The sequence below is a fragment of the Streptomyces sp. NPDC002403 genome (assembly GCF_053593015.1).
Genome location: NZ_JBSFBQ010000021.1, coordinates 1 through 22467 on the forward strand (window position 1 = coordinate 1; position 22467 = coordinate 22467).

The following is a 22467-nucleotide window of genomic DNA, read 5'->3' on the forward strand; positions in this document are numbered from 1 at the left end:
AACCCCCACCACCCCAACCTCCCCACCTACCCCTTCCAACACCAACGCCACTGGCTCAACCCCACCCACAAACCCACCACCGGCACACACCCCCTCGTCACCACCACCGTCCATCTCTCGACCGGCCACACCGTCCACACGGGGAAGCTCGGTGCACGCGAGCACCCGTGGCTCGCCGATCACACGGTCGACGGCACGCCGCTCGTTCCGGCAACGGCCCTGCTCGACCTCGCCATGCGTGCCTGCCGGACCGTGGAGGAACTGACCCACGAAGCACCGCTCGTCGTCGACGACACGGCCGAGGCCGAGGTCGAAGTGACGGTCGACGGCGACAATGTCGCCATCCACGCCCGGCACGGCGAGGACTGGACCCGGCACGCCACCGGCAGGCTCTCCGACCGGGCCGTCGAGGTCACGCCGCAGATCTGGCCGCCCGACGCACCCGAGCTCGACGTCCAGGACGCCTACCCGAAGCTGGCCGAACGCGGCCTCGACTACGGCCCGTCCTTCCAGGGGCTGCGCCGCGCGTGGCGGCGCGACGGTGACCGGTTCGCCGAGGTCGAGCTGCCGGTACCGAACGACGGATACGACATCCACCCGGCTCTGTTCGACGCCGCACTGCACGTACTCGCCCTCACCGACGACGCGACCACCGGCCAGGTCGTCGTGCCGTTCGCGTGGCGGGGCGTCCGGCTGTTCCGGCCGGCCGGTACGACGCTGCGGGTGCACATCGACCCGGCCAACCGGATCACCATCTCCAACTCTGACGGCGAACCGGTGCTGGTGGTCGAGGAGTTGGTGACCAGGCCGGCCGTGTTCGCCACCGACCACCTCCGCTCGCTGCATCGGCTCGACTGGGCCGAGCTCCCGGTCCGCCGGGTCGGCGGCTCGCCGGAGGACGTGCTCACCGTGTCCGGCAACACCCGGGAGACGACCGCCGGGGTACTGGCGACGGTTCAGGAGTGGATTGCCGCCGACCACGACCGGACGCTCACCGTGGTCACGAGCCGGGCGGTGGCCGCCCTGCCCGGCGAGGACGTCCCCAACCTGTGGCAGGCACCGGTCTGGGGGCTGGTCCGCACCGCGCGCACCGAGCACCCCGGCCGGTTCGTACTCGTGGACACCGACGGGACGCCCGCGTCGGAGGAGATCCTGACCGCCGCGATCGCCACCGGCGAGGCGGAGGTCGCGCTGCGAGAGGGACGTGTCCTGCGCCCCAGGGTCGTCCGTACGGCACCCGAGCGGGGAGAGGTCGACTTCGGTTCCGGACCGGTGCTCGTCACCGGCGCCGGCGGGGTGCTCGGGCAGCGACTGGCCCGGCACATGGTGGCCGACCACGGCGTGCGTGACCTGCTTCTCGTCGGGCGACGGGAAATGCCCCACGCGCTGCTCACCGAGCTGACCGCGTCCGGTGCGCGGGTCAGGACGGCGGCGTGCGACATCGCCGACCGCGCTGCCGTCGCCGCGCTGCTCGACGAGCACCGGCCGACCGCGGTCGTCCACGCGGCGGCCGTACTGGACGATGCCACGGTGACCGAGCTGAGCCCGGAGCGGCTCGACGCGGTGTGGCGGCCCAAGGTGGACGGAGCGATGCACCTGCACGAGCTCGCGGGCGACCTGTCCGCCTTCATCCTCTTCTCGTCCGTCGCCGGCACGATCGGCAACGCCGGCCAGGCCAACTACGCCGCGGCCAACACCTTCCTCGACGCCCTCGCCGGCCACCGCCGGGCCACCGGCCGCCCGGCCACTGCGCTGGTGTGGGGGCTGTGGTCCGGTGACGGTCTCGGCGCGACCCTCTCCGAAACGGACCGCGCCAGGATGGCCCGCCTCGGCATCGTGCCGATGTCCGCCGAGACCGGTCTCACCCTGTTCGACGCGGCGGTCGGATCCGGCGCCGCCGTCCTGGTCCCGGCCACGCTGAACGCCGGCGCCGAGGCGCCCCCGCCCGTGCTCGGCGAGGTCGTACGGACCAGGGCACGGCAGTCGAGGCCCCTGTCGTGGACGCACACCCTCACCGGCCGGGATCCCGAGGAGCGACAGGCGCTCTCGCTGGCCCTGGTGCGCAGGACCATCACCGAGGTGCTCGGCATCCACGGCACCATCGATGCGGAACGCGGGCTGATGGACCTCGGTTTCGACTCGCTCACCGCGCTGGAGCTGCGGGAGCGGCTCGTCTCGGCCACCGGGATGCAACTGGCGTCGACGCTGGTGTTCGACCATCCCACCCCCGCCGCGCTGGCCCGCCATCTCAGCAGTGAGCCGGAACGCCCCGACCCTCTCGCGGCACACAACGGTGTGTTCCGCGCGCTGGAACAGCTCGTCGTCGACGCGGCGGGTGAGACACGTACGGCCGTGGCCAAACGCCTCCGCGGTGTCCTGGACGCACTCCGCGAGCCGGACACCACCGACCTCGCGACCGCGGCCGACGAGGAGATCTTCGAGCTCCTCGACAGGGAGCTGCGACCGTAGCGCTCCTTAAGCGACCGCTAAGCACCGCTGACCACCATGACGGGGAACCCGCCTGAGGAAGGACGCACATGGAGACCCACGACATCCGCGTTGTCGCGGTCGGGACGGCTCTGCCCGGCCCTCCGGTCGACAACGCGACGCTGGTGCGACGGTTCGGCATGCCGGCGGTGTGGGAGCAGTGGATCGACGCCTTCGTCGGCACCGACACCCGGCACTTCGCCAGGAACCTGGAGACCGGTGAGGTGCGGTACTCGCTGACCGACCTGTGCGAGACGGCGGGGCGGCGGGCGCTGACCGCCGCGGGTCTCACCGGCGCGGACATCGACCTGGTCGTGCTCGGCACCGCCACCCCCGACCTGCTCATGCCGTCCACCGCCTGTCTGGTCGCCGACCGGCTCGGCATCGACGGGGTCCCGGCGTACCAGATGCAGTCCGGCTGCACGGGAGCGCTGCAGGCACTCGACGTCGCCGCGCAGGCACTCGCCGCCGGCCGGTATCGCACCGCGCTCGTCCTCGGCGCCGATACCAGCGCCCACCACCTCGACCTCGATCTGAATCTCGCCGACGCCCCGCCCGAGGTGCAGGTGAACGCCATGCTGTTCGGCGACGGCGCGGGCGCCGCCGTGCTCGACACACGGCCGGGCGAAGGCACACCCGTGCTGCGGCACGTGTCGTGCAAGCTCGTCGGACTCGGACGCGAACCCGGTCAGGTCATTCCCTGGTACGGCCCGGCGGAACGGATTCCCGACGAGCTCCCGGTCAGCGAGGACTTCAAAGGCGTCGAGGAGTCGGCCGGGCCGATGGCCGAGCGGGCGCTCGCCGATCTGCTCGACCAACTGGAGTGGAAGCGGACCGAGATCGACTACCTCCTGCCCCCGCAGCTGTCCGGCCGGATGACCAAACGGGTGGTCGACGCCCTGGACATGGACGGGGCCGAGGTCGTCAGCCGGGTCACCGAGATCGGCAACACCGCCAACGCCCTTCCGTTCTTCCAACTCGAACGGCTGCTGCCGCTGCTCGAACCAGGTGACCGCGCGGTCGGGCTCAGCGTCGAGGCAAGCAAGTGGATCGAAGCATCTTACGCAGTCGAGATGCCGGGCAGTGACCTGCAGGACGACCTGGAAGGCATCTGAAATGCAACCCGTCACGCAGCTGGCGCAGATCTGGCTGAAGGTGTTCGGCACCGAGCCGGGACCGGACGACAACCTGGCCGACCTCGGCATGCGGTCGGTCAAACTCGTCGAGCTGATCCTGCATGTGCAGGAGGAGTTGGGGGTGGCCCTTCCGCTGGAGACCTTCCTGGGGCCGACGACACTGCGCGAGGTCGCCGCGGAGATCGCCGCACAGGAAGGGACGCGTACATGACGGAGACAGTCACGGCACCGGCCGGGCCGTATCTGTCCGCTCTGGACGATGACGACCTGTTCCTGATGCTGACCATCCGGCACTTCGAGTGGAAGCTGCTCGACCTGTTCGCCCAGGGCAGCCTGAACGGCACCACCCACACGTGCCTCGGCCAGGAGTACGTCCCCGTGGCGATGCGAGGGCTGTTCGACGAGCGCGACCACGTGTTCAGCAACCACCGCGGCCACGGCCACTACCTGGCACGGCACGAGGACCCGCGCGGCCTGCTCGCCGAGATCATGGGCCGTGAGGGCGCGGTGTGCTCGGGTGTCGGCGGCAGCCAGCACATCCTGCGTGACCGGTACCTCTCCACCGGCGTGCAGGGACAGAGCCTGCCCGTCGCCGCCGGCGTCGCGCTGAGGCTCAAGCGCACCGAGCCGGGCGCGCTGGCGTGCGCGTACATCGGTGACGGGACCTGGGGCGAGGGCGCCGTCTACGAGGCGCTGAACATGGCGCGGCTGTGGGAGCTGCCCCTGTTGGTCGTGGTCGAGCACAACGGGATCGCGCAGTCGACCCCGACATCCGTGCAACTGGCCGGCAGTATCGGTGCGCGAGCCGCGGCGTTCGGCGCCGACCACGTGCGCAGCGAGTCCACCGACGTCAATGTGCTCCGCGAGGAGCTGACTGCGGCCGTCGACCGGGTGCGGCAGCGAAACCGGCCGCTGGTGGTGGAGTTGATCACCCACCGCGTCGGGCCGCACAGCAAGGGCGACGACGCGCGGCCGGACGCGGAACGCCGCGCCGCCGTGGACAACGACTGGTACCAGCGCTACCCGGTGGGCCATGCCGAGCAGTTCCAGCGGCTCGACGACGCCGCCCGCGAGCTGGTCGACGCCGTGGCGGACGAGGTCACCGCGCTGCCGCCGAGCAGGTGGATACCGTGAGAGTCGCCGAGAACCTCAATCACGCCCTGCACGACCTGTTCACAGCGAACCAGGACCTCATGCTGCTCGGCGAGGACGTAGTCGACCCGTACGGTGGCGCGTTCAAGGTCACCAAGGGACTGTCCACCAAGTGGCCCGACCGCGTGCTGGCCACGCCGCTGAGCGAGGGCGGCATCGTCGGCGTCGGTGCCGGGCTGGCCCTCGCCGGCGCACCCGCGATCGTGGAGATCATGTTCGGCGACTTCGTCGCGCTCGCGTTCGACCAGATCGCCAACTTCGCCAGCAAGTCGGTGTCCATGTACGGGAGCAGGCGCCCGATGCCACTGACCGTGCGCTGCCCGACCGGCGGCGGCCGGGGGTACGGTCCGACGCACAGCCAGAGCTTGCAGAAGCACTTCATCGGCCTGCCCGGGCTCACGCTGTACGAGCTGACGCCGCTGCACGACAACCGCCGTCTGTTCGAGCGCGTCATCGACGCGGCGGAGCCCGCGATCGTGTTCGAGGACAAGGTGCTCTACACCCAGCGCATGTTCACCGACTCCACAGTGGACGACCTGTTCTCCTACGACCTGCTCACCCCGGATGTGGCCAGGGTGTTCGTCGAGGACCAGGACACCTACGACTGCGTGGTGATCGCGCCGGGCGGTGTGATGCACCGCGCGCTGTCCGCGGCCAGGTCGTTGCTGCTCGACGAGGAGATCACGTGCATGATCCTGGTGCCGGCCAAGCTGCACCCGTTCGACGTCGAACCCCTGCTGCCGGTGCTGCGCGGCACCCGTGCGGTCGTGGTCGCTGAGGAGAGCACGGCCGACGGCACGTGGGGTGCCGAGGTCGCGCACCGGCTGCACCGTCGGCTGTGGAAGAGCCTGAGCGGCCCCGTCGGCCTCGCGCACTCCGCCGACAGCATCATCCCCACCGCGCCGCACCTGGAGGCCGAGGTCCTCCTTCAGGACACGGGGATCCGCCGCGCCGTCCTGGAGGCCGTCCGTGGCTGAGATCCGCGTACCCAAGCTGAACAACAACGACGACTCCTACGTCCTGCTCGAATGGCTCGTCGGCGACGAGCAGCCGATCGGCGCGGACGACGACGTGGCCACCATCGAGACGTCCAAGGCCGCCGAGGACCTGGTCAGTGTCGCGGGTGGCGTGCTGCACCACCTCGTTCCCGCGGGCGCCGAATGCCGGCCCGGTGACCTGATCGGCAGGGTGGTCCCGGCCGGGACGCCACGCGCCGAGCGTGCCGCGCCGACGGAGGCGGCGGAGGCGAGCCCGAACGGAGGCCCGGTGATCACCGCCCCGGCCCGGCAATTGCTGGCGGAGCTGGGCATCGACCCCGAACTGACCCGCACGCTCGGAGTGAAGGTCGTCCGGCGCAGCGACGTCGAGCGGCTGACCGCGCAGTCCGCACCGGACCGGAACACCCTGGTACTGCCGGCGGGACAGCAGGCCGTCGCACGGACGGTGACCCGCTCGCACCAGACCATTCCCTCCGCGTACACGGTGATCCGGGTCGAGGTCGGTGGTGTGGTCGACAAGGCGCGGGCGTTGACCGGCGAGTGGCGCAAGCTCGTCGGGGTGCCCGAGTTCCTCATCATGGCCGTCGCCGGCCTGCGCGAGCGCTTCCCGCTGTGCTTCGCCTCTCTCGTCGACGAGCGCACGGTGTCGGTCGCCGACGGTGCGCACGTCGGGGTGACCATCGACATCGGCAAGGGCCTGTACGTGCCCGTCGTGCGCGACGCACACACCATGGGGCTCAAGGAGATCGCCGCCTCGGTCGGCGACTTCAGGAACAAGGCGTTGCGTGGTTCGTTCCGCGAGCAGGACCTCACCGGCGGGACGATCGCGGTGACGCTGCACAACGACGAGGACGTCACCGTCGCCGTACCGATCGTGTTCCCGGGCCAGGTCTGCGCGCTGGCGCTCGGCGGCATCCGGCCCGAACTCGTACCCGGCGCGGACAGCGGTGCCGACACCGGTGGCGCGCGGATCGCGCTGGTCGCACACGTCGGGCTGGCCTACGACCACCGGGTGCTGAACGGGCGCGACGCGGTGCTGTTCCTCCGCGCGGTCAAGGAATCTCTGGAGAAGATGGGAAGTGAGGCATGACCGAGACAAGGACGACCGGCCCGGTGACGATCGCCGGTGCGGGACCGGTCGGCCTGATGCTCGCCTGCGAGTTGGCCCTCGCGGGAGTGCCGACCACGGTGCTCGAACGCAGGGTCGAACGCGGCCGCTCATCGGGCGGCATGGTGCTGCACCCCCGGTCGCTCGAGGCGCTGCGGGCACGCGGGCTGGCCGACCGGTTCGTCGACGACAGCACACCGCTCTGGCCGAGAACCCACTTCGGGCTGTTCTACCTGGACCTGACCGAGCTGCCGGAGGACCATTACTTCATAGTGCCCCAGGCGGTCACCGAGGCACGCCTCGCCGATCGCGCGGCAGAACTCGGCGTCGAGGTCCGCAGGGGTGCCGAGGTCGTCGGCGTCGAGCAGGACGACGACGGCGTCACCGTGCGCCTGGCGGACGGCACGGACATCAGGTCTGCCTACCTCGTCGCCTGCGACGGCCCGGCCGGCCGGGTGGCCGACGCCGCCGGGTTCGAGTTCGAGGTGCTCGCGCCGTCGTACTACGGCGTGCTCGCGGACGTACCGGTGTTCGAGGGCAAGAACGACCAGTTCGACGTCGGTCTCTTCCAGCAGGGCCAGTTCGGCGTGCTGCCGCTCAAGCCGGGCGAGATCAGGGTGATGACCGTCGAGTTCACCGGTGAACCGCAGGGCGAGGACGTGCCGGTGACCGTCGAAGAGGTACGCGCCAGCGTCGAACGGATCACCGGGAAGGCACCGGACCTCCAGGATCCCGTGTGGATGACCCGCTACGGCTACCCCACCCGGCTGGCGCGGCACTACCGGCACCGCAGGGTGCTCGTCGCGGGCGACGCGGCGCACGCACACCCGCCGTCGGCGGGGGACGGGCTCAACACCGGCATCCAGGACGCGGTGAACCTCGGCTGGAAGCTGGCCGCGGTGGTCGCCGGCCGCGCCCCGGAGTCCCTGCTGGACACCTACCACGAGGAGCGGCACCCGGTCGGCCGACTGGCCTGCCGCCGGGCCCAGGCGCAGGTCGCCCTGATGCACCCGCTCGACCAGGTCGAGCCGCTGCGTGAGGTGATGTCCGACGTGCTGCGGCTCCCGGACGTCACACGCCACCTGGTCCGGATGCTGACGGACATCCGGTACCCGATCCCGGGGGACCACCCGTTGACCGGCACCCGGATTCCCGAGGTGACGGTCGAGACCGCGGACGGGCCGAGGCCGGTCTCCGGACTGATGCACTCCGGTCGCGGCGTGGTGCTGAACATGACCGGCGCACCGGTGACCGTGCCGACCGACCGGGTCGACGTGGTGGACGCCGCACCGAACGAGGAACTCGCCGCCCCCACGGTGCTCATCCGGCCGGACGGCCATGTCGCCTGGGCCGGCGCACCCGAAGGATTGCGGCTCGCCGTCAAGACCTGGTTCGGCTGACATACAAGGATATGGGCGCTTCCGTCACGGGAGCGCCCATATCATCATGTCCGGCCAGGACTTGTCCGGGCGATCACGGCGGAAGCCGGCCGGGGCAGTCGGGCATCATGCCCCGGGGCACGGGAGGCGCCCCGGTCACCCTGTTCGTCACCCGCTTTGCTCTGCCGTACTGCCTTGCGGCTAGTTTGTGTGCAGGACAGATACGCAGGCCCGTGGCGGCAGAGGTGCACGGGGGACGGGAGGTCGGGAAGAGTGTCGCTGCGCGGAGGTGACCCAGCCGAGATCGGCGGATATCCGCTCGAGGCGCGGCTCGGCTCGGGTGGCATGGGCACGGTCTTTCTGGCCCGTACGAGCTCCGGGCGGCCCGTCGCGATCAAACTGATCCACCAGCAGTTCGCGGGGGACGACGAGTTCCGCATCCGTTTCCGGCAGGAGGTGGCGGCGGCGAGACGGGTGAGCGGAGCGTTCACCGCCGCCGTGGTCGACGCCGCCCCCGAGGCCGAGCAGCCGTGGATGGCGACGACCTACATCGAGGGGCACACGCTCGCCCAGCACATCGCGGCGAAAGGCCCGCTGAACGGAGGGGAGCTGAGGAGGCTCGCCATCGGGCTGGCGGAGGCGCTGCGCGACATCCACCGGGCGGGGGTCGTCCACCGTGACCTGAAGCCCTCGAACGTCGTGCTCTCGCCCGAGGGCCCGCGCGTCATCGACTTCGGTATTTCGCGTGCCGTGGACCAGCAGACGCTGACGATGACAGGGCGGGTCATCGGTACGCCGCCCTTCATGTCGCCGGAGCAGTTGCAGGCGCCGCGTGGTGTGGGGCCGCGGTCCGATGTCTTCTCGCTGGGGACGCTGCTGGTGTACGCGGCGACGGGCCATGGGCCCTTCGACGCGGACAGCCCTTACATGACGGCATATCAGGTGGTGCACGAGGAGCCGTCGCTGGGTGCCGTGCCGGCGGCGCTGCGCGCCGTCGTCGAGTCGTGCCTGGACAAGGAGCCCGAGGGACGGCCCTCGGCGGACGAACTCCTCGTGCTGCTGCGGGACCTGCCGGCCGACCTCGGCGGGACCGACGCGAACGGGTTCGGCGCGGGCCGCACCCGCGACATGATCACCCAGCATCACTTCGCGACGCCGGCCGCTCCGGCGCAGGCTGCCCCGGCCGGTTCCGGCACAGAGGGCACCGGCACCCCCGTGGGCCGCCGTCTGCGTCGCCGGTGGCGGCCCGTGCTCGCGGCCGCGGTCGCGGTCGCGGCGATCGGTGGGGGAGTCGCCGTGCTGGAGGCGGGCGGCTTCGGGGGGAACAGCGGCGGCAAGGGCAACAACGTGACGGCGCCGGGTGCCGCGCTTCCGGACGGCTTCAAGCCGTGGCGCAGGACTGTGCTGGGCGGTCAGGAGGACATCCCCGACGAACTGCGTTGCGTCGCGCGCGGCGACGCGCTGTTCTGCGGGGGCGGCGGTGTGGTCGCGACCCGTATCAGGGCCTCGGACGGCTCGCGGGTGTGGACGGCGAAGAGCCCGGGCGTCCCCGTCCAGGGCATGCACCTGGTGGGCGCAACCGACGACACGGTGCTCGGATACCGCTTCGCCGCCCAGAACTCCCCGCAGGACCCTCCCAGTGAGGTGGTGGCCATCGACGCGAACGACGGCCGGGAGTTGTGGTCCGTGCCGTCCGGCGCCCAGTCGAAGGCCGTCACGGGCCGGACCCAGGACGCCCTGGTGGTCGGCTCCGCCGTGGTCACGGTCGACGCCTCCAACTCCCGCTTCGAGGCCCGGGACGCGCACAGCGGTACGATCGCCTGGACGACCCGGTTCCCCGCCGGCACGCAGTGCGCTCCCGTCCCGGTGGGCCCGCAGCTCTTCGCGATGTGCGCGACGAACGCGGAGGTGGACGCCTCGGAGGTGCGCCACTCCACCCTGTACCCGGTCGACCGCGCCTCGGGGACACTGGGCAGGCCCATCGCGGTCGACGGCCCCGCCGTACCGATGGGCGTCGCCGACGGCAGGCTCGTACTCCTTCAGGGGCACATGGAGGGACCGGCGCTGGCCGGCTACGACGGCGTGGCGCGGGTCCACCCGGCCTCGCGGAAGGTCACGTACTCCCGGCTGGCCAAGACATACCCGGGCACGCCCGGGATGGCGGACGGCACCCTCTACGTGAGCACGCAGACCGGTCTCGTCACGGCGCTCGACCCCGCGACCGGCCGGGAGAAGTGGTCCCGGCAGACCGGCGTGGAGGGCGCGTCGGGTCCCGAGGCGGGAGCCGGCGCGCTGTACTTCAGCTCGGCCACCGGCCGGGTGGTCGCGCTGTCGCCCTACGACGGCAAGCCTCTGTGGACAACAGATCCGCAGGCCGACGGTCTGACGGGCGAGCAGGGCGCCAGCCCGCGCGTGACCGTCGTGGGGGGTGCGCTGATCGTGGCCGCGGCCAAGAACACTCTCTTCGCCTTCGACACGCAGAAGCCGCCGAAGGCGGGCTGATCCTGACGGAACCGCGCGAGGTGCGCGCTCGCACGCGCTCACCCAAGGGCTTGTCGGGGAGAGGGGCGGGACGGAACTCCGACTGCGGAGCGGAACAGCCAGGTCCGCCGACGGGCCCCAGGATCACGTCCGGGTACGGAACGTACGATCGCTGGGCGAGCGGGCCTGGGAGGGCACAGTGGAACATTTCGAAGGCTTCGACGCAGCCGCGTTCTGGGACGACTCGGCGTACGCGCTGAAGGAGTACGTGGAGGAGGGCCCGCCCACGCGGGAACTGATCGCGTCGGTGGAGGAGGAGCTCGGCGGATACCGGCTGCCCGACTCCTACATCGCGCTGATGACCGCGCACAACGGCGGCATTCCGGACCGGGACCACTTCCCCATGGCCGAGCCGACCTCCTGGGCCGACGACCACATCGTGATCAGCGGCATCAGAGGCATCGGCCGGACAAAGCCGCAGTCGCTCGGCGGTGAGTTCGGCAGCCGGTTCTGGATCGACATGTGGGAGTACCCCGACATCGGGGTCTACTTCGCCGACACGCCATCGGCGGGCCACGACATGCTCGCCCTCGACTACCGCGCGTGCGGCAGGGACGGCGAGCCGGCCGTGGTCCACGTCGACCAGGAGGACGACTTCGCGATCACCCCGGTCGCCGTGAACTTCGAGGCTTTCGTCACGGGACTGGTCGACGAGTCCGTCTACGACACCTCGGAGGAGGACCGGCTCGACGCCCTGGCCGCCGTGCGCGACGGCAGCTTCTCCCCGGTGCTGCTGCGTGCTTTCCGCGAGGTCGCCGGCGTGCTGCCCGACGCGGACCGGCGCATGCGGATCCTCGCGGAGGCCGTCGTGCACGACAAGGGGTTCTTCGCCCTGCACGCCGACGCGCGCTCCACGCTGATGTACGACTACCTGTTCTGGCTGTTCACCAGCTTCAACCGGGTCGGATCCTTCGACCGGTACGTACGGACGCCTCCGCAGTACGAGCGCTCCTACGCGCTGCCGGACTACGAGCTCATGATCGTCTTCAGTCTCGTGGCCGAGCCCTACGAATTCAGCACCGGTGGCTACGCCCCCGGATTCGTCGAGGACTGGTGGAAGGCCCGGGTCGGCTCGGGGCGCATCCGCGAGACCGCCGACGGCTATCGCATGACGGATGCCGCGGTCACCGCCCTGCTCGACGAACTCGCCGCCGTGGCCGGCGACCGGTAGCCGACCACGGCGGGCGACGGAATCAGTTCCCTTCGAAGACGGATCGGGTGCTGGTGACGACGGCGCACTTGCCGGCCGCCCAGCGCAGTGCCATCGCGCGTGGTCCTCGGCGGAGAAGTCGGCCACCGCGTCGGCCACCACGAACGCCTGGATGTCCTGCATCCAGGCGTCGCACGCGGTCATGAGGAACTGCTCGACCTGCTCCGCACCCTGGACAAGCACCTCGACAACGACGTGCGCGACCTGCTGGAGGGCCGATGAGCCGGAACACGTGCGGCGGCCGGATCGGTGCTGGTCAACCGCACCATCGACAAGGTCGCGCCGCGGACCCTCGTGGTCACCGGCATCGTGCTGATCCTCGCGGGTACGGTTCCGTTCACCCAGCTCGGCCACGAGGTCCCGGACGTCGTGATCGTCCTGGCCCTCGCGGTCCGTGGCGTCGGGATGGCCATGGTGGGTGCGCCCGTGATGAACATCGTCTACAGCCGCATCGAACCCGAATACCTCCCGCGCGCGTCCGGGGCGCTCAACCTGCTGAACACCGTGGGCGGTTCGGTCGGCACCGCTGCCCTCGCCGTGATCCTGCAGAACCGGCTGTCCGCCCGCGGCCCGGACGTCGCCGGGGCGTTCGGCGACACCTTCTGGTGGGTGCTCGGCTTCTGTCTGCTGGCCGCCGCCGGAGCCACGAGGCTGCCCCGGACCCGGGCCGCGAAGTCATGACGTGAGCGCCGTCCGCCGTCCGCCGACCGGTGGCCATGCCAGAACACGGCTCTGATAGGTTCCGGACCTTGATCCGCCGGGATCGGTCGGTCCCGGCAGTGGTACTGGGGGAGGGGGCTCCGTGGACCGGGTGCCGTCATGGTTGCGCAAGCCGCTGTTCATAGGCGTGCCGCTCGTGCTGGTGGTCACCGGGGCGGTGTTCCTCTCCGGTGCCGACCGGTCGGGGGACGGTGGCCATTCGGCGGCGAACCGGGCGCAGTTGAAGCGTGCCTGCGCGGGACTGCTGCCGTATGAGGAGCTGCGGGGCCTCGTGCCCGACGACGTGGCGGGCGTGGTGAGTCAGTACGGCACCGTGCTCGATCCCGGTGAGGAGAGCCGCTCCCTGGTGAACTGCTCCGTCGCCTGGCCGGGGCACGGGTCGGTGCGGGTCCGGGCCGTCGCGCTCGTCTCCCGGATACCGATGACGGTGCGGGCCGAGGACATCCTGCCCGGCGGTGACGACGAGGGGTACGAGGCGCCCGGAGTCACCGGCCGGGTGGACAAGCGCGGGCGGACATGGGTGGTGGCCGAGTGCCCCGGTGGGCTGAAGGGGCGGTTCCGTGAGGTGTCCGGGATGTATGTGACGGCAGATGTCGATCTGCCCGTGCCCGGCAAGGGCGAGCCGGCCGAGTACCTCGCCGACTTCCGTACCGCCGTCCAGGTCGCCAACGGGATCACCGCCGCTCAGAAGTGCGGTGGCTCGCCGCTGAGGATGCCCACCAGGGTCGTCGATACGTACGAGACCCATGTCACCACGGACGCGGACGGGGGCAACATGAAGGTCGAGAGGATCGACATGCCGGGCCTGGGTGTGAAGAAGTGCCGGGGGCTCGGCGAGCGCGCGGGCTTTCCCGGCAGGTGGACCGTCGCGGGCGATCTGCAGGACTCACGGCTGCTGAACGTCTGTGACGCCACCGTCCTGGACCGCAAGGACGCGATGGACACCGATCCGACACCGCCCGACGGCGCGGTCGTCGATGTCTCGGCGGCGAGTTGGGCCGGGCCGCTCGGTGAGTCCGCCGACGGCCAGTACTACCGCACCGGCGACAGCTTCGGCTTCCGCGAAGGGGAGCGTACGAAGGTCATCCCCGACTCGAAGCCGCACGAACTCGCCCTGTGGGCACGGTCGGAGTGCGCCGCGGGCGCGACGTACCACCGGGTCACCGTCCGCACGGAGACCGGTGACATCAGCTCGCGCACGCTCGGCGAGGCGGAGCGGACCAGGTTCTCCGAGAACGCCCGCAAGCTGATGGACAGCTACCTCGGCGACCCCGATGGCTGGCCCGGACAGCAGCGGTGCCACAGCACCGAGATCCTCGGAGAGGTGGAGGGATGGCGGTGAGGCGGATCGTTCTGCGGGCGGTCGCCGCCGTGGCCGCCGTGGCCGTCGCCGTCGCGGGGTATCTCCTGGTGCACGGCGACTTCCAGCGCTGGAGCGACGATTCGGCGCTCGACGGAGCCTGCGACGGCCTGCTCGACCGGAACGTGGTGCGCGGCGTCCTCGGGCCGGGAGCCGTCGAGGTCGAGGACGGGATACGCGGTCCGGGCCTGGTGGGCTGCGAGGTGCGCGTCCAGGACGGCGGCACCGCCGAGATCCGTGTCCTCGACACCTCCCGCGTCGGACGGAACCAGGACTCCCTTCCCCTGGGTTCGTCGAGTGTGCTCGCGGTTCCGGTCGGCCACGGATGGACAGGACTCTTCGGAGCGGTCCCCGGCCGTTTCGAAGCGAGCGACCTCTTCGAGGCCGACGAGGACCAGAAGGCGGCCACGAGCCTGGTCCTCGCATGCACCGGGGGAAACAGCGCCGACAGCCTGTCCGTCACCGTCCGGACCACCCTCGACAAGTCCCTGGACAACCCGGCCGTACGACCGGAGTTCGCCAGGATCGCCACCTCCACCGCGGCCAGGGTCTCGAAGGCCCGGCACTGCGGGGCCAGGCTCGGAAAGCCCGTCAGCAGCCTCGGCCTGCCGGTGCACGAGGACGAGTACGAGCCGCTCGGCACGGCCGACGGAACCTGCGCCGGCATTCCCGCCGCACGCGGCGTGACGATCGCCACCGAGACCGCCCGCGGGGGAGCGCCCCACGAGACGTGCCGGCTCGGCGACGCCGACCGCGGGACACGCTACGTACTCGAAGCGGACTACGGTCCCTATGCGCAGGAGCGGTTGCGCGGCTACGAGGAGGATCCCTACGACGACGCACCGAACAGCGACACACCCGCGCACCACCGCGACCGCGACGGCCGGATGAGCTGGACGGCGGCCGAGTGCGAGGGCGGCCGGGCCCTGTTCACCCTGCACCCTTCGAACGGGAAGGGAGAGAATCGCAGGCCCCCGAGCAGTGACGCGGACCTCGCGTACGAACGTGCCGCACTGAAGGTTTTCGCCGAGCGCTCGGTGAAGGCCCGTGGTGGCTGCTCCGCTCCGGTCAGCCCGTGAGGCCGTCCCGGGGGCGAGGCCGTCGCCCCGGTCACCGGGCTCAGAGCCCGGTGACCCTGGCGCTCGCCGACAGCTCGTAGACCAGGGTGACGGTGCGGAAACCGCCGGGCGGGAGCGGCACGTCCCATCGGGCGATGCCCTCGGCGTCGACCGCGTCGGGCGCCGGGGAGCACGCGTCCTCGCGCAGGCGTGCCTCCACCGCCGAGACCTCGGAGACAGGCATCCGCTCCCGCAGGACGACGATCCGGTCGCCGTGTTCCCCGGGAGCGGAGAACCGGGACAGGTGCAGCCGGACCGTGCGGGTGATCACGGTCCGCTGGGTGAGGGCGGCGGTGTCGCGGGACTCCACGGCCTGCCGGACCACCCGGTGGTCGTCGCAGCTGCCGAAGGCCAGCTCGGCAGGGGTGCCGGGAGCGGTGAAGTCCAGCGTGCCCCGGCCGCTGAATCCGCTGCCCCGGACCAGGTCCACGGGGCCGGCGAGCAGCGCGTGGCCGGACAGGTTGTCGAACCGCACCACCTGGGTGACCAGCGGCGACAACTCCGGTGAGCAGGCGTACTCACTGAGCGCGGCCGTGGTGAACGCGGAGAGCCGCACCCGGTGGGCGCGGCCGTCACCGGGCACCGAGACCGGCGCGGGCGATCTCAGGACCCGTGCCTCGCCGCCGTCGTCCACCCCCGGCAGGCCGAGCACCGGGGCCGGGCCGAGGGCTCCGATCTCCTCCTCGCGCAGCTCGACGTCGACCGTGCGGCGCTCAGCCGCGGAGCGGTCCTTGAGCGTCAGCCGGTCCTCGCCCAGCCGCGGCGGATCGCTGGCCAGTGCCGAGCGGGCCGTCGACAGGGTCAGCCGTACGTCCGACCAGTCCTCACCGGTGCGCTGCCAGACCATCGCGTCGGTCTCCAGCGTCAGCGAGTCCCCGTCGAGCACGGCCCGGTAGGCGGGCCGCCACAGCGCACACGGGGTGAGGTGGCTCAGGCGCAGCCCGACCGGCCCGGCGGCGGCGGCCTCCACGGTCAGCTCGACATGGCCGGTCAGCTCGGCGGGTTCCTCCTCGGCGAGCTCCAGGGCCCGCTGGGCCGCGCCGAGTTCGGCGGAGAGGTCGGCCAGCCGGGCCTCCACGGTGCGGAGTTGCTCGCCGTGCGTGTCGCGCTCGGCGTCGACCCGGTCCAGTTCCCGGGCCCAGCGGCCCCGTTCGGTCTCACCGGCACCGGCGCCCTCACCGATCTCCCGCAGCAGATCGGTGGCGAGGCGGCCGAGCAGGCCCAGGCGGGCCCCCAGCCGGTCACGCCGTTGCTCCAGGACCGGCTGCTCCTCCTTGAGGGCGTGTACGCGCCGGCGCAGGGCGGAGTCGTCGTCGGCGGTCCGCTGCGGGGCGCGCGGCTTCCAGCTGCGGACCATCCGCACGTCGAGAACGGTCGCGGGGTGATCGGTGGTCAGCTCGGCACGGAGGGTCCGGTCGACGGCCAGCGCGCTGACCGGTCCGAGGCGGAGCCGCTGGACCCCGGCCTTGAGGTCGAGCACGGCGGCGCGCTCGACGTGGGCGCGATCCTCCAGGCATGTGACGGCGGTGACGGGGAGGGCGATCGGCTCGGGGGCCTTGGACATGGCGTGTGTCAGCTCCTGCGGTTGCCGCCGACCAGGGCCTTGCCGGTCGGGATGCGGATCTCGTAGCCGCCGTCGAGGGCGGCAGTGGCTCCTGCGGGCAGGTCCAGTCGCCAGACGCGGGTGCCCGGCGCATGCCGATCGGGCCCGGCGCCCTCCTCCGGCGTCGTCCAGTCGGCCCGTTCCTCGATCCGGACGTCCGGATCGGAGGTGACCGGCACCCGCTCCAGGACCTCCACGACGACGGGCCTCGCGAACCCATTGGCCAGCTCCACATGGACGCGGTGGTCGAGCACCGTGGTGTTGTTGCGCAGGCCCGAGGTCGACTCGTGCAGATTCGTGCGGCGGGTGACCCGGATGCCCTCGGCCGGCCCGAGCCCCACCCGGCGCACACCGCCGGGGGCGAGCGTGGGCAGTGCGGCGGTCAGCAGGTAGTCGTCGTCGACGGTGACCTCCACCGGGCCGGCCAGCAGCGCCTGGCCGGTGGCGTTGGAGAGCACCAGCGTCGCGTACACGGTCTGCTCCACGGACGGCACACAGAGGTACTCGGTACGCAGTCCGACCGGGATCTCGCCGACGGTGACGGTGTGCCAGGTGCCGTCCGACGGAATGTCGGCGCGGGCGGTGGCATCGAAGCGGTGGTCGAAGGAACCCGCCGACTCGCGGGGCCGCACGGCATGTCCGGGCAACGGCAGCGCGGCCACCGCCTCGGCGCGGCGACGGTACTCGGTCGCCACCGGGTCGAAGGCGGAGCCGGGAAACAGCCGCCCCCTGCGACCGCCCTGCTCGTCGGGGCCGCACAGGACGAGGGCGGCATAGTCGAGCTCGGCGCCGCCCGGCTGCGGCGGACCGGTCACCGGTGCCGGAGGAGGAGGAGGAGGAGGAGGAGCGGCCCGGCCGGGAGCCGCGGGCGCCATGGGGGCGGGGGCGCCCGCGAAGGGCATCCCGCCACCGAAGGCCCCCGGCGGCGCACCGTATCCGCCGCCGGGCACCGGCTCGGCGGCCGGCGCGGAACCGTAGCCGCGCGGTGCCGGCGACGAGGGAGGCGGTGGTGGCGGAAGCGGGCCGGACGCGGCGCCGGCTCCGACAGCGAGGGGCGCGGAGGCCGGGGCCGGGGCAGGGCCTGCCGAGTCGTACCCGGAGAACAGACCGACGAGCCCGGCCGGGGGCTCGCGCCAGCCGGAGGGCGCTGGGGCGGGCTGACCGCGTCCGATCCGGATCGAGCGGAGCCTCGGCAGGTCGGTGCGACGCCGGAGATCCGCGGTGGCCAGGGCGATGCGTACGCCGGTCCAGTCCTCGCCGGTCCGCTGGGCGACCGAGGCGCGCAGCACCAGGCGGCCGCTGTCGTCGCCCTGACGGTGGGTGAGGCGGTAGGACGGCACCCAGACGGCGCCGGGCACCCCGTATTCCAGTTCCACCTCCACTTCGGCTTCACCGGCGCCGTCCAGGGACAGGACCGCGCAGACCATGGCCTCCACATGCGCCGAAGGGGCGTCGGTGGAGGCGCGGTCGAGCCGGTCGGCGGCGACGGTGAGCTCGTGCTCGGCGTCGCGCAGCGCCTCCTCCAGCTCGATGAGGCGCTCGTGCAGTCCCGCCAGTCGCTCCTCGACGAAGTCGGCGAGGTCCAGCCATGCGTCGACCGGGGTGCGGCGCTGCGGGTCGTCGCGCCTGCGGGCCGGTGGGACGGGATGGAGAGCCCTGATCTCCTCGATCAGGCTCAGCTGCCGGTCCCGGCGTCCCTGCGCCGCCGCGCACGCGTCGCGCAGCCGTTCGAACTCGTGCCGCAACCCGTCGGGCGTGCCCGCGCCGAGCGGCTCGGCCCCGACCTCCACCCGGGCCTCGCCGACGCGCACCCCGGGCGCGCCCAGGACACGGGCCCGCAGCGAGTCCGGGTCCAGCGAACGCGGCAGTCCCGTCACCCGCACCCGGCCGTCGGGGGACACCCTGCCCCGGGCCAGGCGCCGGCAGAGGGCGCCCTGCGCGTACACCACGACCGAATCGAGGGTCGATCCCCACCTCTGTACCGGCTCAGCCGCCATGTCCTCCGCCCCCGTCGTGTCCATGCTGAGCGAAGCCTACGCCCGGGCGGACCGTGGCAATGCGGTGCCTCGGTACGGCGGTTGTCGCGCCCGGCGGTGTGGTTGGGTACGTCGCATGGGTCTCAGGAGAGTGTTCCCAGGGTGCGTGCGGACGAACTCTCGCGGCGGGAACGCCGCGCGGTTCACCGGTTTCCCTCCGGGATGCGGGGCATGAGCGTCAGCCGCGGCACACCGCCCGATTCCGGCCGTGTCCCGGCACCGCGGGCGGCGCCCCCGATCGACCCCGAGCTGGGCGTCGCGCTGGCCGGCCTGGGCCAGGAGGCGAGGGAGCCGGTCACGCCGGCCGGGCTCGAGGACCGCCGGCGACGGGACGCGGCGGGCCGTCCCAGGCCGACGGCCGAGGACCTTCGCGCGGACGGGCTGTTCGAGGTGGCGGAGCTCCGTGTGCCGGGGCCGTCCGGCGGACCGGACGTCACGCTCGTGAGCGCACGGCCGTCCGGGCTCGTCGGGCCGCTGCCCCTGCTGTACTACATGCACGGCGGCGCGATGATCATGGGCAACGCGTGGTCCGTGCTGCCGCGGATCCTCCGCGAATGGGCCCTCCCGCTGGGAATGGCCGTCATCTCGGTCGAGTACCGGCTGGCGCCGGGGGCGCGCTATCCGGAACCGCTTGAGGACTGCTACGCCGGACTCGTCAGGGCAGCCGGGCACGCGGCCGGACTGGACATCGACGCGGACCGCATCGTCATCGGAGGCAAGAGCGCCGGCGGTGGGCTCGCCGCGGCCCTCGCCCTGCTGGCCCGCGACCGCGGCGGCCCCCGGGCCCTGGGACAGCTCCTGCTGAGCCCGATGCTCGACGACCGCGGCAGCACCTTCTCCAGCCACCAGATGACGGGCCTGGACACCTGGGACCTCACCTCGAACACCACCGCCTGGCAGGCACTGCTGGGTGACCGCCACGGCGCCGCGGACCTTCCGCCCTACGCGGCTCCGGCCCGCGCCACGGACCTTTCCGGACTGCCCCCGGCCTATGTCGAGGTCGGGTCGGCCGAGATGTTCCGGGACGAGGGGGTGGCCTATGCCGATGCCATCTGGCGGGCGGGCGGCCGGGCCGAACTGCATGTGTGGCCCGGCGCCTGCCACGGCTTCGACGGCCTGGCACCCCGGGCGGCCCTCAGCCGGGACGCACGCGAGGCCCGCACCCGCTGGCTCCGGCGCCTCCTCGCACAGTCCGGCACGGAGAGCCGGCCCGGACAGCACGCGTAAGGGACCGCTCCCGCCCCGGCGCGACAATGCCCGATTCGTCCGCCGACCCTACGGTGGAGGGATGGCGGTGATCAACGGTTGGAGGCCCGGAGAGCCGGCCCGGGTCCGCGCGGCGGACGGGGCGGGCGCTGCCGTGCTGTTCGTGCTGTCGGTCGTGGCCGCCTCGATCGAACCGCACAAGCACGAGTTCCTGCTGCGCTGGCCCGCGGTGCTGGTGGCCGCCGTCGGCTGCGGCGCGCTCGTCCGGCGGCGCCATCACCCGTTCGGCGTACTGGCCGTCACCGTCGCCTGCGGGGTGGCCTTCCAACTGCTCGGGGTCCGGGACAGCCCACTGGTGGTGAGCCCGGTCCTGGTCGCCGTCTACAACGTGGCCGTGCGGACCGACCGGCGTACCGCCTGGACCTCGGCGGTCGTCTCGGCCTCCGTCCTGGCGAGCACCGCCGCCATGTTCACCCCGCAGACCTGGCTGGAACCGGACACGGTCGCGATGGTGGCCTGGACGGCGCTGCCGGCCGCGATCGGGGACGGGGTGCGCTCACGCCGTGCCTATGTGGTGGCCGTGGAGGAACGGGCGGAGCACGCGGAGCACACCCGCGAGCAGGAGGCACGCCAGCGAGTGGCGGCCGAACGCGTCCGGATCGCACGCGAACTGCACGACATCGTCGCGCACCACATCGCCCTGATCAACGCGCAGGCGGGCGTCGCCGTCCATCTGGTGGACCAGCGGCCGGAACAGATCCTCACCGCGCTGGAGGACATCCGGGACACCAGCCGCTCCGCACTGGACGAGTTGCGGGTCACCGTGGGCCTGCTCCGCCAGTCCGACGACCCGGTGGCGCCCCGCGACCCGATGCCGGGCCTGGCACAGGTGCCGGCCCTGCTGACGTCGTTCGAACGTGCCGGGCTGGCCGTGAGCCACACCCGGTGCGGCGACACCGAACCGCTGGACCCGGCGGTCGATCTGGCCGCGTACCGCATCGTGCAGGAGTCCCTGACCAACGTGCGCAAGCACGCCGGCGCCGATCACGCCCGGCTGTGCCTGCACTACCACCAGGAGCGGCTCACGATCACCGTCGAGGACGACGGGTCCGCCGGACCCCACCGCTCCGACCCCGGGGCCGGTCACGGGCTGATCGGCATGCGTGAGCGGGCTGCCACGATCGGCGGCAGCCTGTACGCGGGACCACGACCCGAGGGCGGATTCACCGTGACGGCCGAACTTCCGCTGCGCCCCGGCCGCCCCGGCCCGGCACGGGATCGGAGAGACGGACATGACGATTCGTGTACTGCTTGCCGATGATCAGGCCCTGCTGCGGGGCACCTTCAGAATGCTGTTCGACGCCACGGACGACATGGAGACGGTGGCCGAGGCCTCCGACGGCCGCGAGGCCGTCGAGCTGGCCGGCACACAGCACCCGGACGTCGTCCTGATGGACATCCGCATGCCGGAGATGGACGGCCTGGAGGCGACCCGGCTCATCAGCGAGTCCGAGGACCTCGCGGGCGTGAAGGTGCTCATCCTGACCACCTTCGAGGACGACGAGCACGTCGCCGAGGCCCTGCGTGCGGGTGCCAGCGGCTTCCTCGGCAAGGGGGCGAGGCCCGAGGAGCTCCTCGACGCCGTCCGCACGGTCGCGGGCGGCGAGGCGTTGCTGTCCCCGACGGCGACGCGAGCGCTGATCACCCGGTTCCTGGCCCAGCCGGACCCGTGCCCGGTCGCCGTGCACGAGCGGCTGGAGTGCCTGACGCCGCGGGAGCGCGACGTCACGATCCTCGCCGCGCTGGGCCTGTCCAACGAGCAGATCGCCGATCGCCTGTTCGTCAGCCCGCTGACCGCGAAGACCCACGTCAACCGGGCGATGACCAAGCTGGCGGCCCGGGACCGCGCCCAGCTCGTGGTCGTCGCCTATCAGTGCGGGCTGGTCACCGCGACAGGGGAGCCGAGCACCCCCGAGCTGCCCGCGTGACGGTCGGTGCGGGGTTCCGGAGCCGGTCGCGGCAGTAGTCCGGCGTACCGGATACCGCATCCGTGGTAGTCGGGAATCACTGTGCGGGGACGATGTGCCGGGGGGTGTCGACGGGCGATGGTGGGACCACGAACGGAGGTTTCGCCATGACCGAAGCCCACTGCCCGACCCAGACGTCCGGCGAGAAGACTGTTCCCGCACACCTGATCCTGCTGCGCGACGCCCTTGCCCACGGGCAGGGCCGGAACACCCGGGCCTGCCCGGCCGGCCGCAGCCACACGTCCCCCCGCCGAGGGACGGACCGGACCGCCCCGGCGACGCAGATCACCCTGGCCCAGTGGGTCAGCAGGACCACCTCGTGCATCAGGTGAGCCGCGCGACGGGTCGGCGGACCCGGCGGGGCTCTCCACAGGACCGGGCACGAC

The 22467-nt window shown here is 72.1% G+C and carries 17 protein-coding genes and 2 pseudogenes; 16 read left to right on the forward strand and 3 right to left on the reverse strand.

Annotated features, from left to right (window positions below; all coding sequences use genetic code 11):
• The 9 genes from ACWCPY_RS22690 to ACWCPY_RS22730 form a co-directional block, all read left to right on the forward strand.
• Window positions 1-2469: type I polyketide synthase (locus tag ACWCPY_RS22690; RefSeq protein ID WP_451267643.1), on the forward strand; the 2469-nt coding region annotated here is incomplete at its 5' end.
• Between the two features lie 68 nt (window positions 2470-2537).
• Window positions 2538-3602 carry a 3-oxoacyl-ACP synthase III family protein gene (locus tag ACWCPY_RS22695; RefSeq protein ID WP_451267645.1) on the forward strand — a complete coding sequence of 355 codons (1065 nt, stop codon included), beginning with the start codon at window positions 2538-2540 and terminating at the stop codon, window positions 3600-3602.
• Window position 3603: 1 nt separating this feature from the next.
• Complete coding sequence (locus ACWCPY_RS22700; protein WP_451267647.1) at window positions 3604-3834, forward strand: acyl carrier protein; 231 nt, start codon at window positions 3604-3606, stop codon at window positions 3832-3834.
• Window positions 3831-4757 carry a thiamine pyrophosphate-dependent dehydrogenase E1 component subunit alpha gene (locus ACWCPY_RS22705; RefSeq protein ID WP_451267649.1) on the forward strand — a complete coding sequence of 309 codons (927 nt, stop codon included), beginning with the start codon at window positions 3831-3833 and terminating at the stop codon, window positions 4755-4757. Before ACWCPY_RS22700 ends, ACWCPY_RS22705 begins: the two co-directional genes overlap by 4 nt.
• Window positions 4754-5752, forward strand: a complete 999-nt coding sequence (locus ACWCPY_RS22710; protein WP_451267651.1) for an alpha-ketoacid dehydrogenase subunit beta — start codon at window positions 4754-4756, stop codon at window positions 5750-5752. The genes ACWCPY_RS22705 and ACWCPY_RS22710 overlap by 4 nt, the downstream gene beginning before the upstream one ends.
• Window positions 5745-6863: a 2-oxo acid dehydrogenase subunit E2 gene (locus tag ACWCPY_RS22715; RefSeq protein ID WP_451267653.1), complete on the forward strand. Its 1119-nt coding sequence runs from the start codon at window positions 5745-5747 to the stop codon at window positions 6861-6863. The genes ACWCPY_RS22710 and ACWCPY_RS22715 overlap by 8 nt, the downstream gene beginning before the upstream one ends.
• A complete protein-coding gene (locus tag ACWCPY_RS22720; RefSeq protein WP_451267654.1) occupies window positions 6860-8281 on the forward strand; it encodes an FAD-dependent monooxygenase in 1422 nt (473 codons plus the stop codon). The genes ACWCPY_RS22715 and ACWCPY_RS22720 overlap by 4 nt, the downstream gene beginning before the upstream one ends.
• Before the next feature lie 252 nt (window positions 8282-8533).
• Entirely contained in the window at window positions 8534-10762 is a 2229-nt protein-coding gene (locus ACWCPY_RS22725) for a serine/threonine-protein kinase (protein ID WP_451267655.1), read from the forward strand.
• 178 nt (window positions 10763-10940) lie between these two features.
• The gene (locus tag ACWCPY_RS22730; protein ID WP_451267657.1) at window positions 10941-11972 is read left to right on the forward strand and encodes an SMI1/KNR4 family protein; all 1032 of its coding nucleotides are present in this window, start codon (window positions 10941-10943) and stop codon (window positions 11970-11972) included.
• 22 nt (window positions 11973-11994) lie between these two features.
• Here the strand turns inward: ACWCPY_RS22730 and ACWCPY_RS22735 are convergent.
• Window positions 11995-12161: pseudogene (locus ACWCPY_RS22735) on the reverse strand (isochorismatase family protein); the annotation flags it as partial.
• A gap of 75 nt (window positions 12162-12236) precedes the next feature.
• Between ACWCPY_RS22735 and ACWCPY_RS22740 the strand changes: the two are divergent.
• The 3 genes and pseudogenes from ACWCPY_RS22740 to ACWCPY_RS22750 all read left to right on the forward strand — a co-directional run.
• Window positions 12237-12692, forward strand: a pseudogene (locus ACWCPY_RS22740) (MFS transporter); the annotation flags it as partial.
• 121 nt (window positions 12693-12813) lie between these two features.
• On the forward strand, window positions 12814-14073 hold the full coding sequence (locus ACWCPY_RS22745; RefSeq protein WP_451267658.1) for a hypothetical protein: 1260 nt from the start codon (window positions 12814-12816) through the stop codon (window positions 14071-14073).
• A complete protein-coding gene (locus ACWCPY_RS22750) occupies window positions 14070-15170 on the forward strand; it encodes a hypothetical protein (protein ID WP_451267660.1) in 1101 nt (366 codons plus the stop codon). The genes ACWCPY_RS22745 and ACWCPY_RS22750 overlap by 4 nt, the downstream gene beginning before the upstream one ends.
• A gap of 40 nt (window positions 15171-15210) precedes the next feature.
• On the opposite strand, the gene ACWCPY_RS22755 is transcribed toward ACWCPY_RS22750, so the two are convergent.
• The gene (locus ACWCPY_RS22755) at window positions 15211-16773 is read right to left on the reverse strand and encodes a mucoidy inhibitor MuiA family protein (RefSeq protein WP_451267662.1); all 1563 of its coding nucleotides are present in this window, start codon (window positions 16771-16773) and stop codon (window positions 15211-15213) included.
• 8 nt (window positions 16774-16781) lie between these two features.
• Entirely contained in the window at window positions 16782-18809 is a 2028-nt protein-coding gene (locus ACWCPY_RS22760) for a DUF4139 domain-containing protein (RefSeq protein WP_451267837.1), read from the reverse strand.
• A gap of 210 nt (window positions 18810-19019) precedes the next feature.
• Here ACWCPY_RS22760 and ACWCPY_RS22765 point away from each other — a divergent pair, with 210 nt between their 5' ends.
• The 4 genes from ACWCPY_RS22765 (at window position 19020) to ACWCPY_RS22780 (ending at window position 22413) form a co-directional block, all read left to right on the forward strand.
• Complete coding sequence (locus ACWCPY_RS22765) at window positions 19020-20075, forward strand: alpha/beta hydrolase (protein ID WP_451267664.1); 1056 nt, start codon at window positions 19020-19022, stop codon at window positions 20073-20075.
• A gap of 61 nt (window positions 20076-20136) precedes the next feature.
• Window positions 20137-21375: a sensor histidine kinase gene (locus ACWCPY_RS22770; RefSeq protein ID WP_451267665.1), complete on the forward strand. Its 1239-nt coding sequence runs from the start codon at window positions 20137-20139 to the stop codon at window positions 21373-21375.
• On the forward strand, window positions 21347-22042 hold the full coding sequence (locus ACWCPY_RS22775) for a response regulator (RefSeq protein ID WP_451267667.1): 696 nt from the start codon (window positions 21347-21349) through the stop codon (window positions 22040-22042). The genes ACWCPY_RS22770 and ACWCPY_RS22775 overlap by 29 nt, the downstream gene beginning before the upstream one ends.
• A 146-nt stretch (window positions 22043-22188) precedes the next feature.
• On the forward strand, window positions 22189-22413 hold the full coding sequence (locus tag ACWCPY_RS22780) for a hypothetical protein (RefSeq protein ID WP_451267669.1): 225 nt from the start codon (window positions 22189-22191) through the stop codon (window positions 22411-22413).
• Window positions 22414-22467 lie beyond the last annotated feature (54 nt).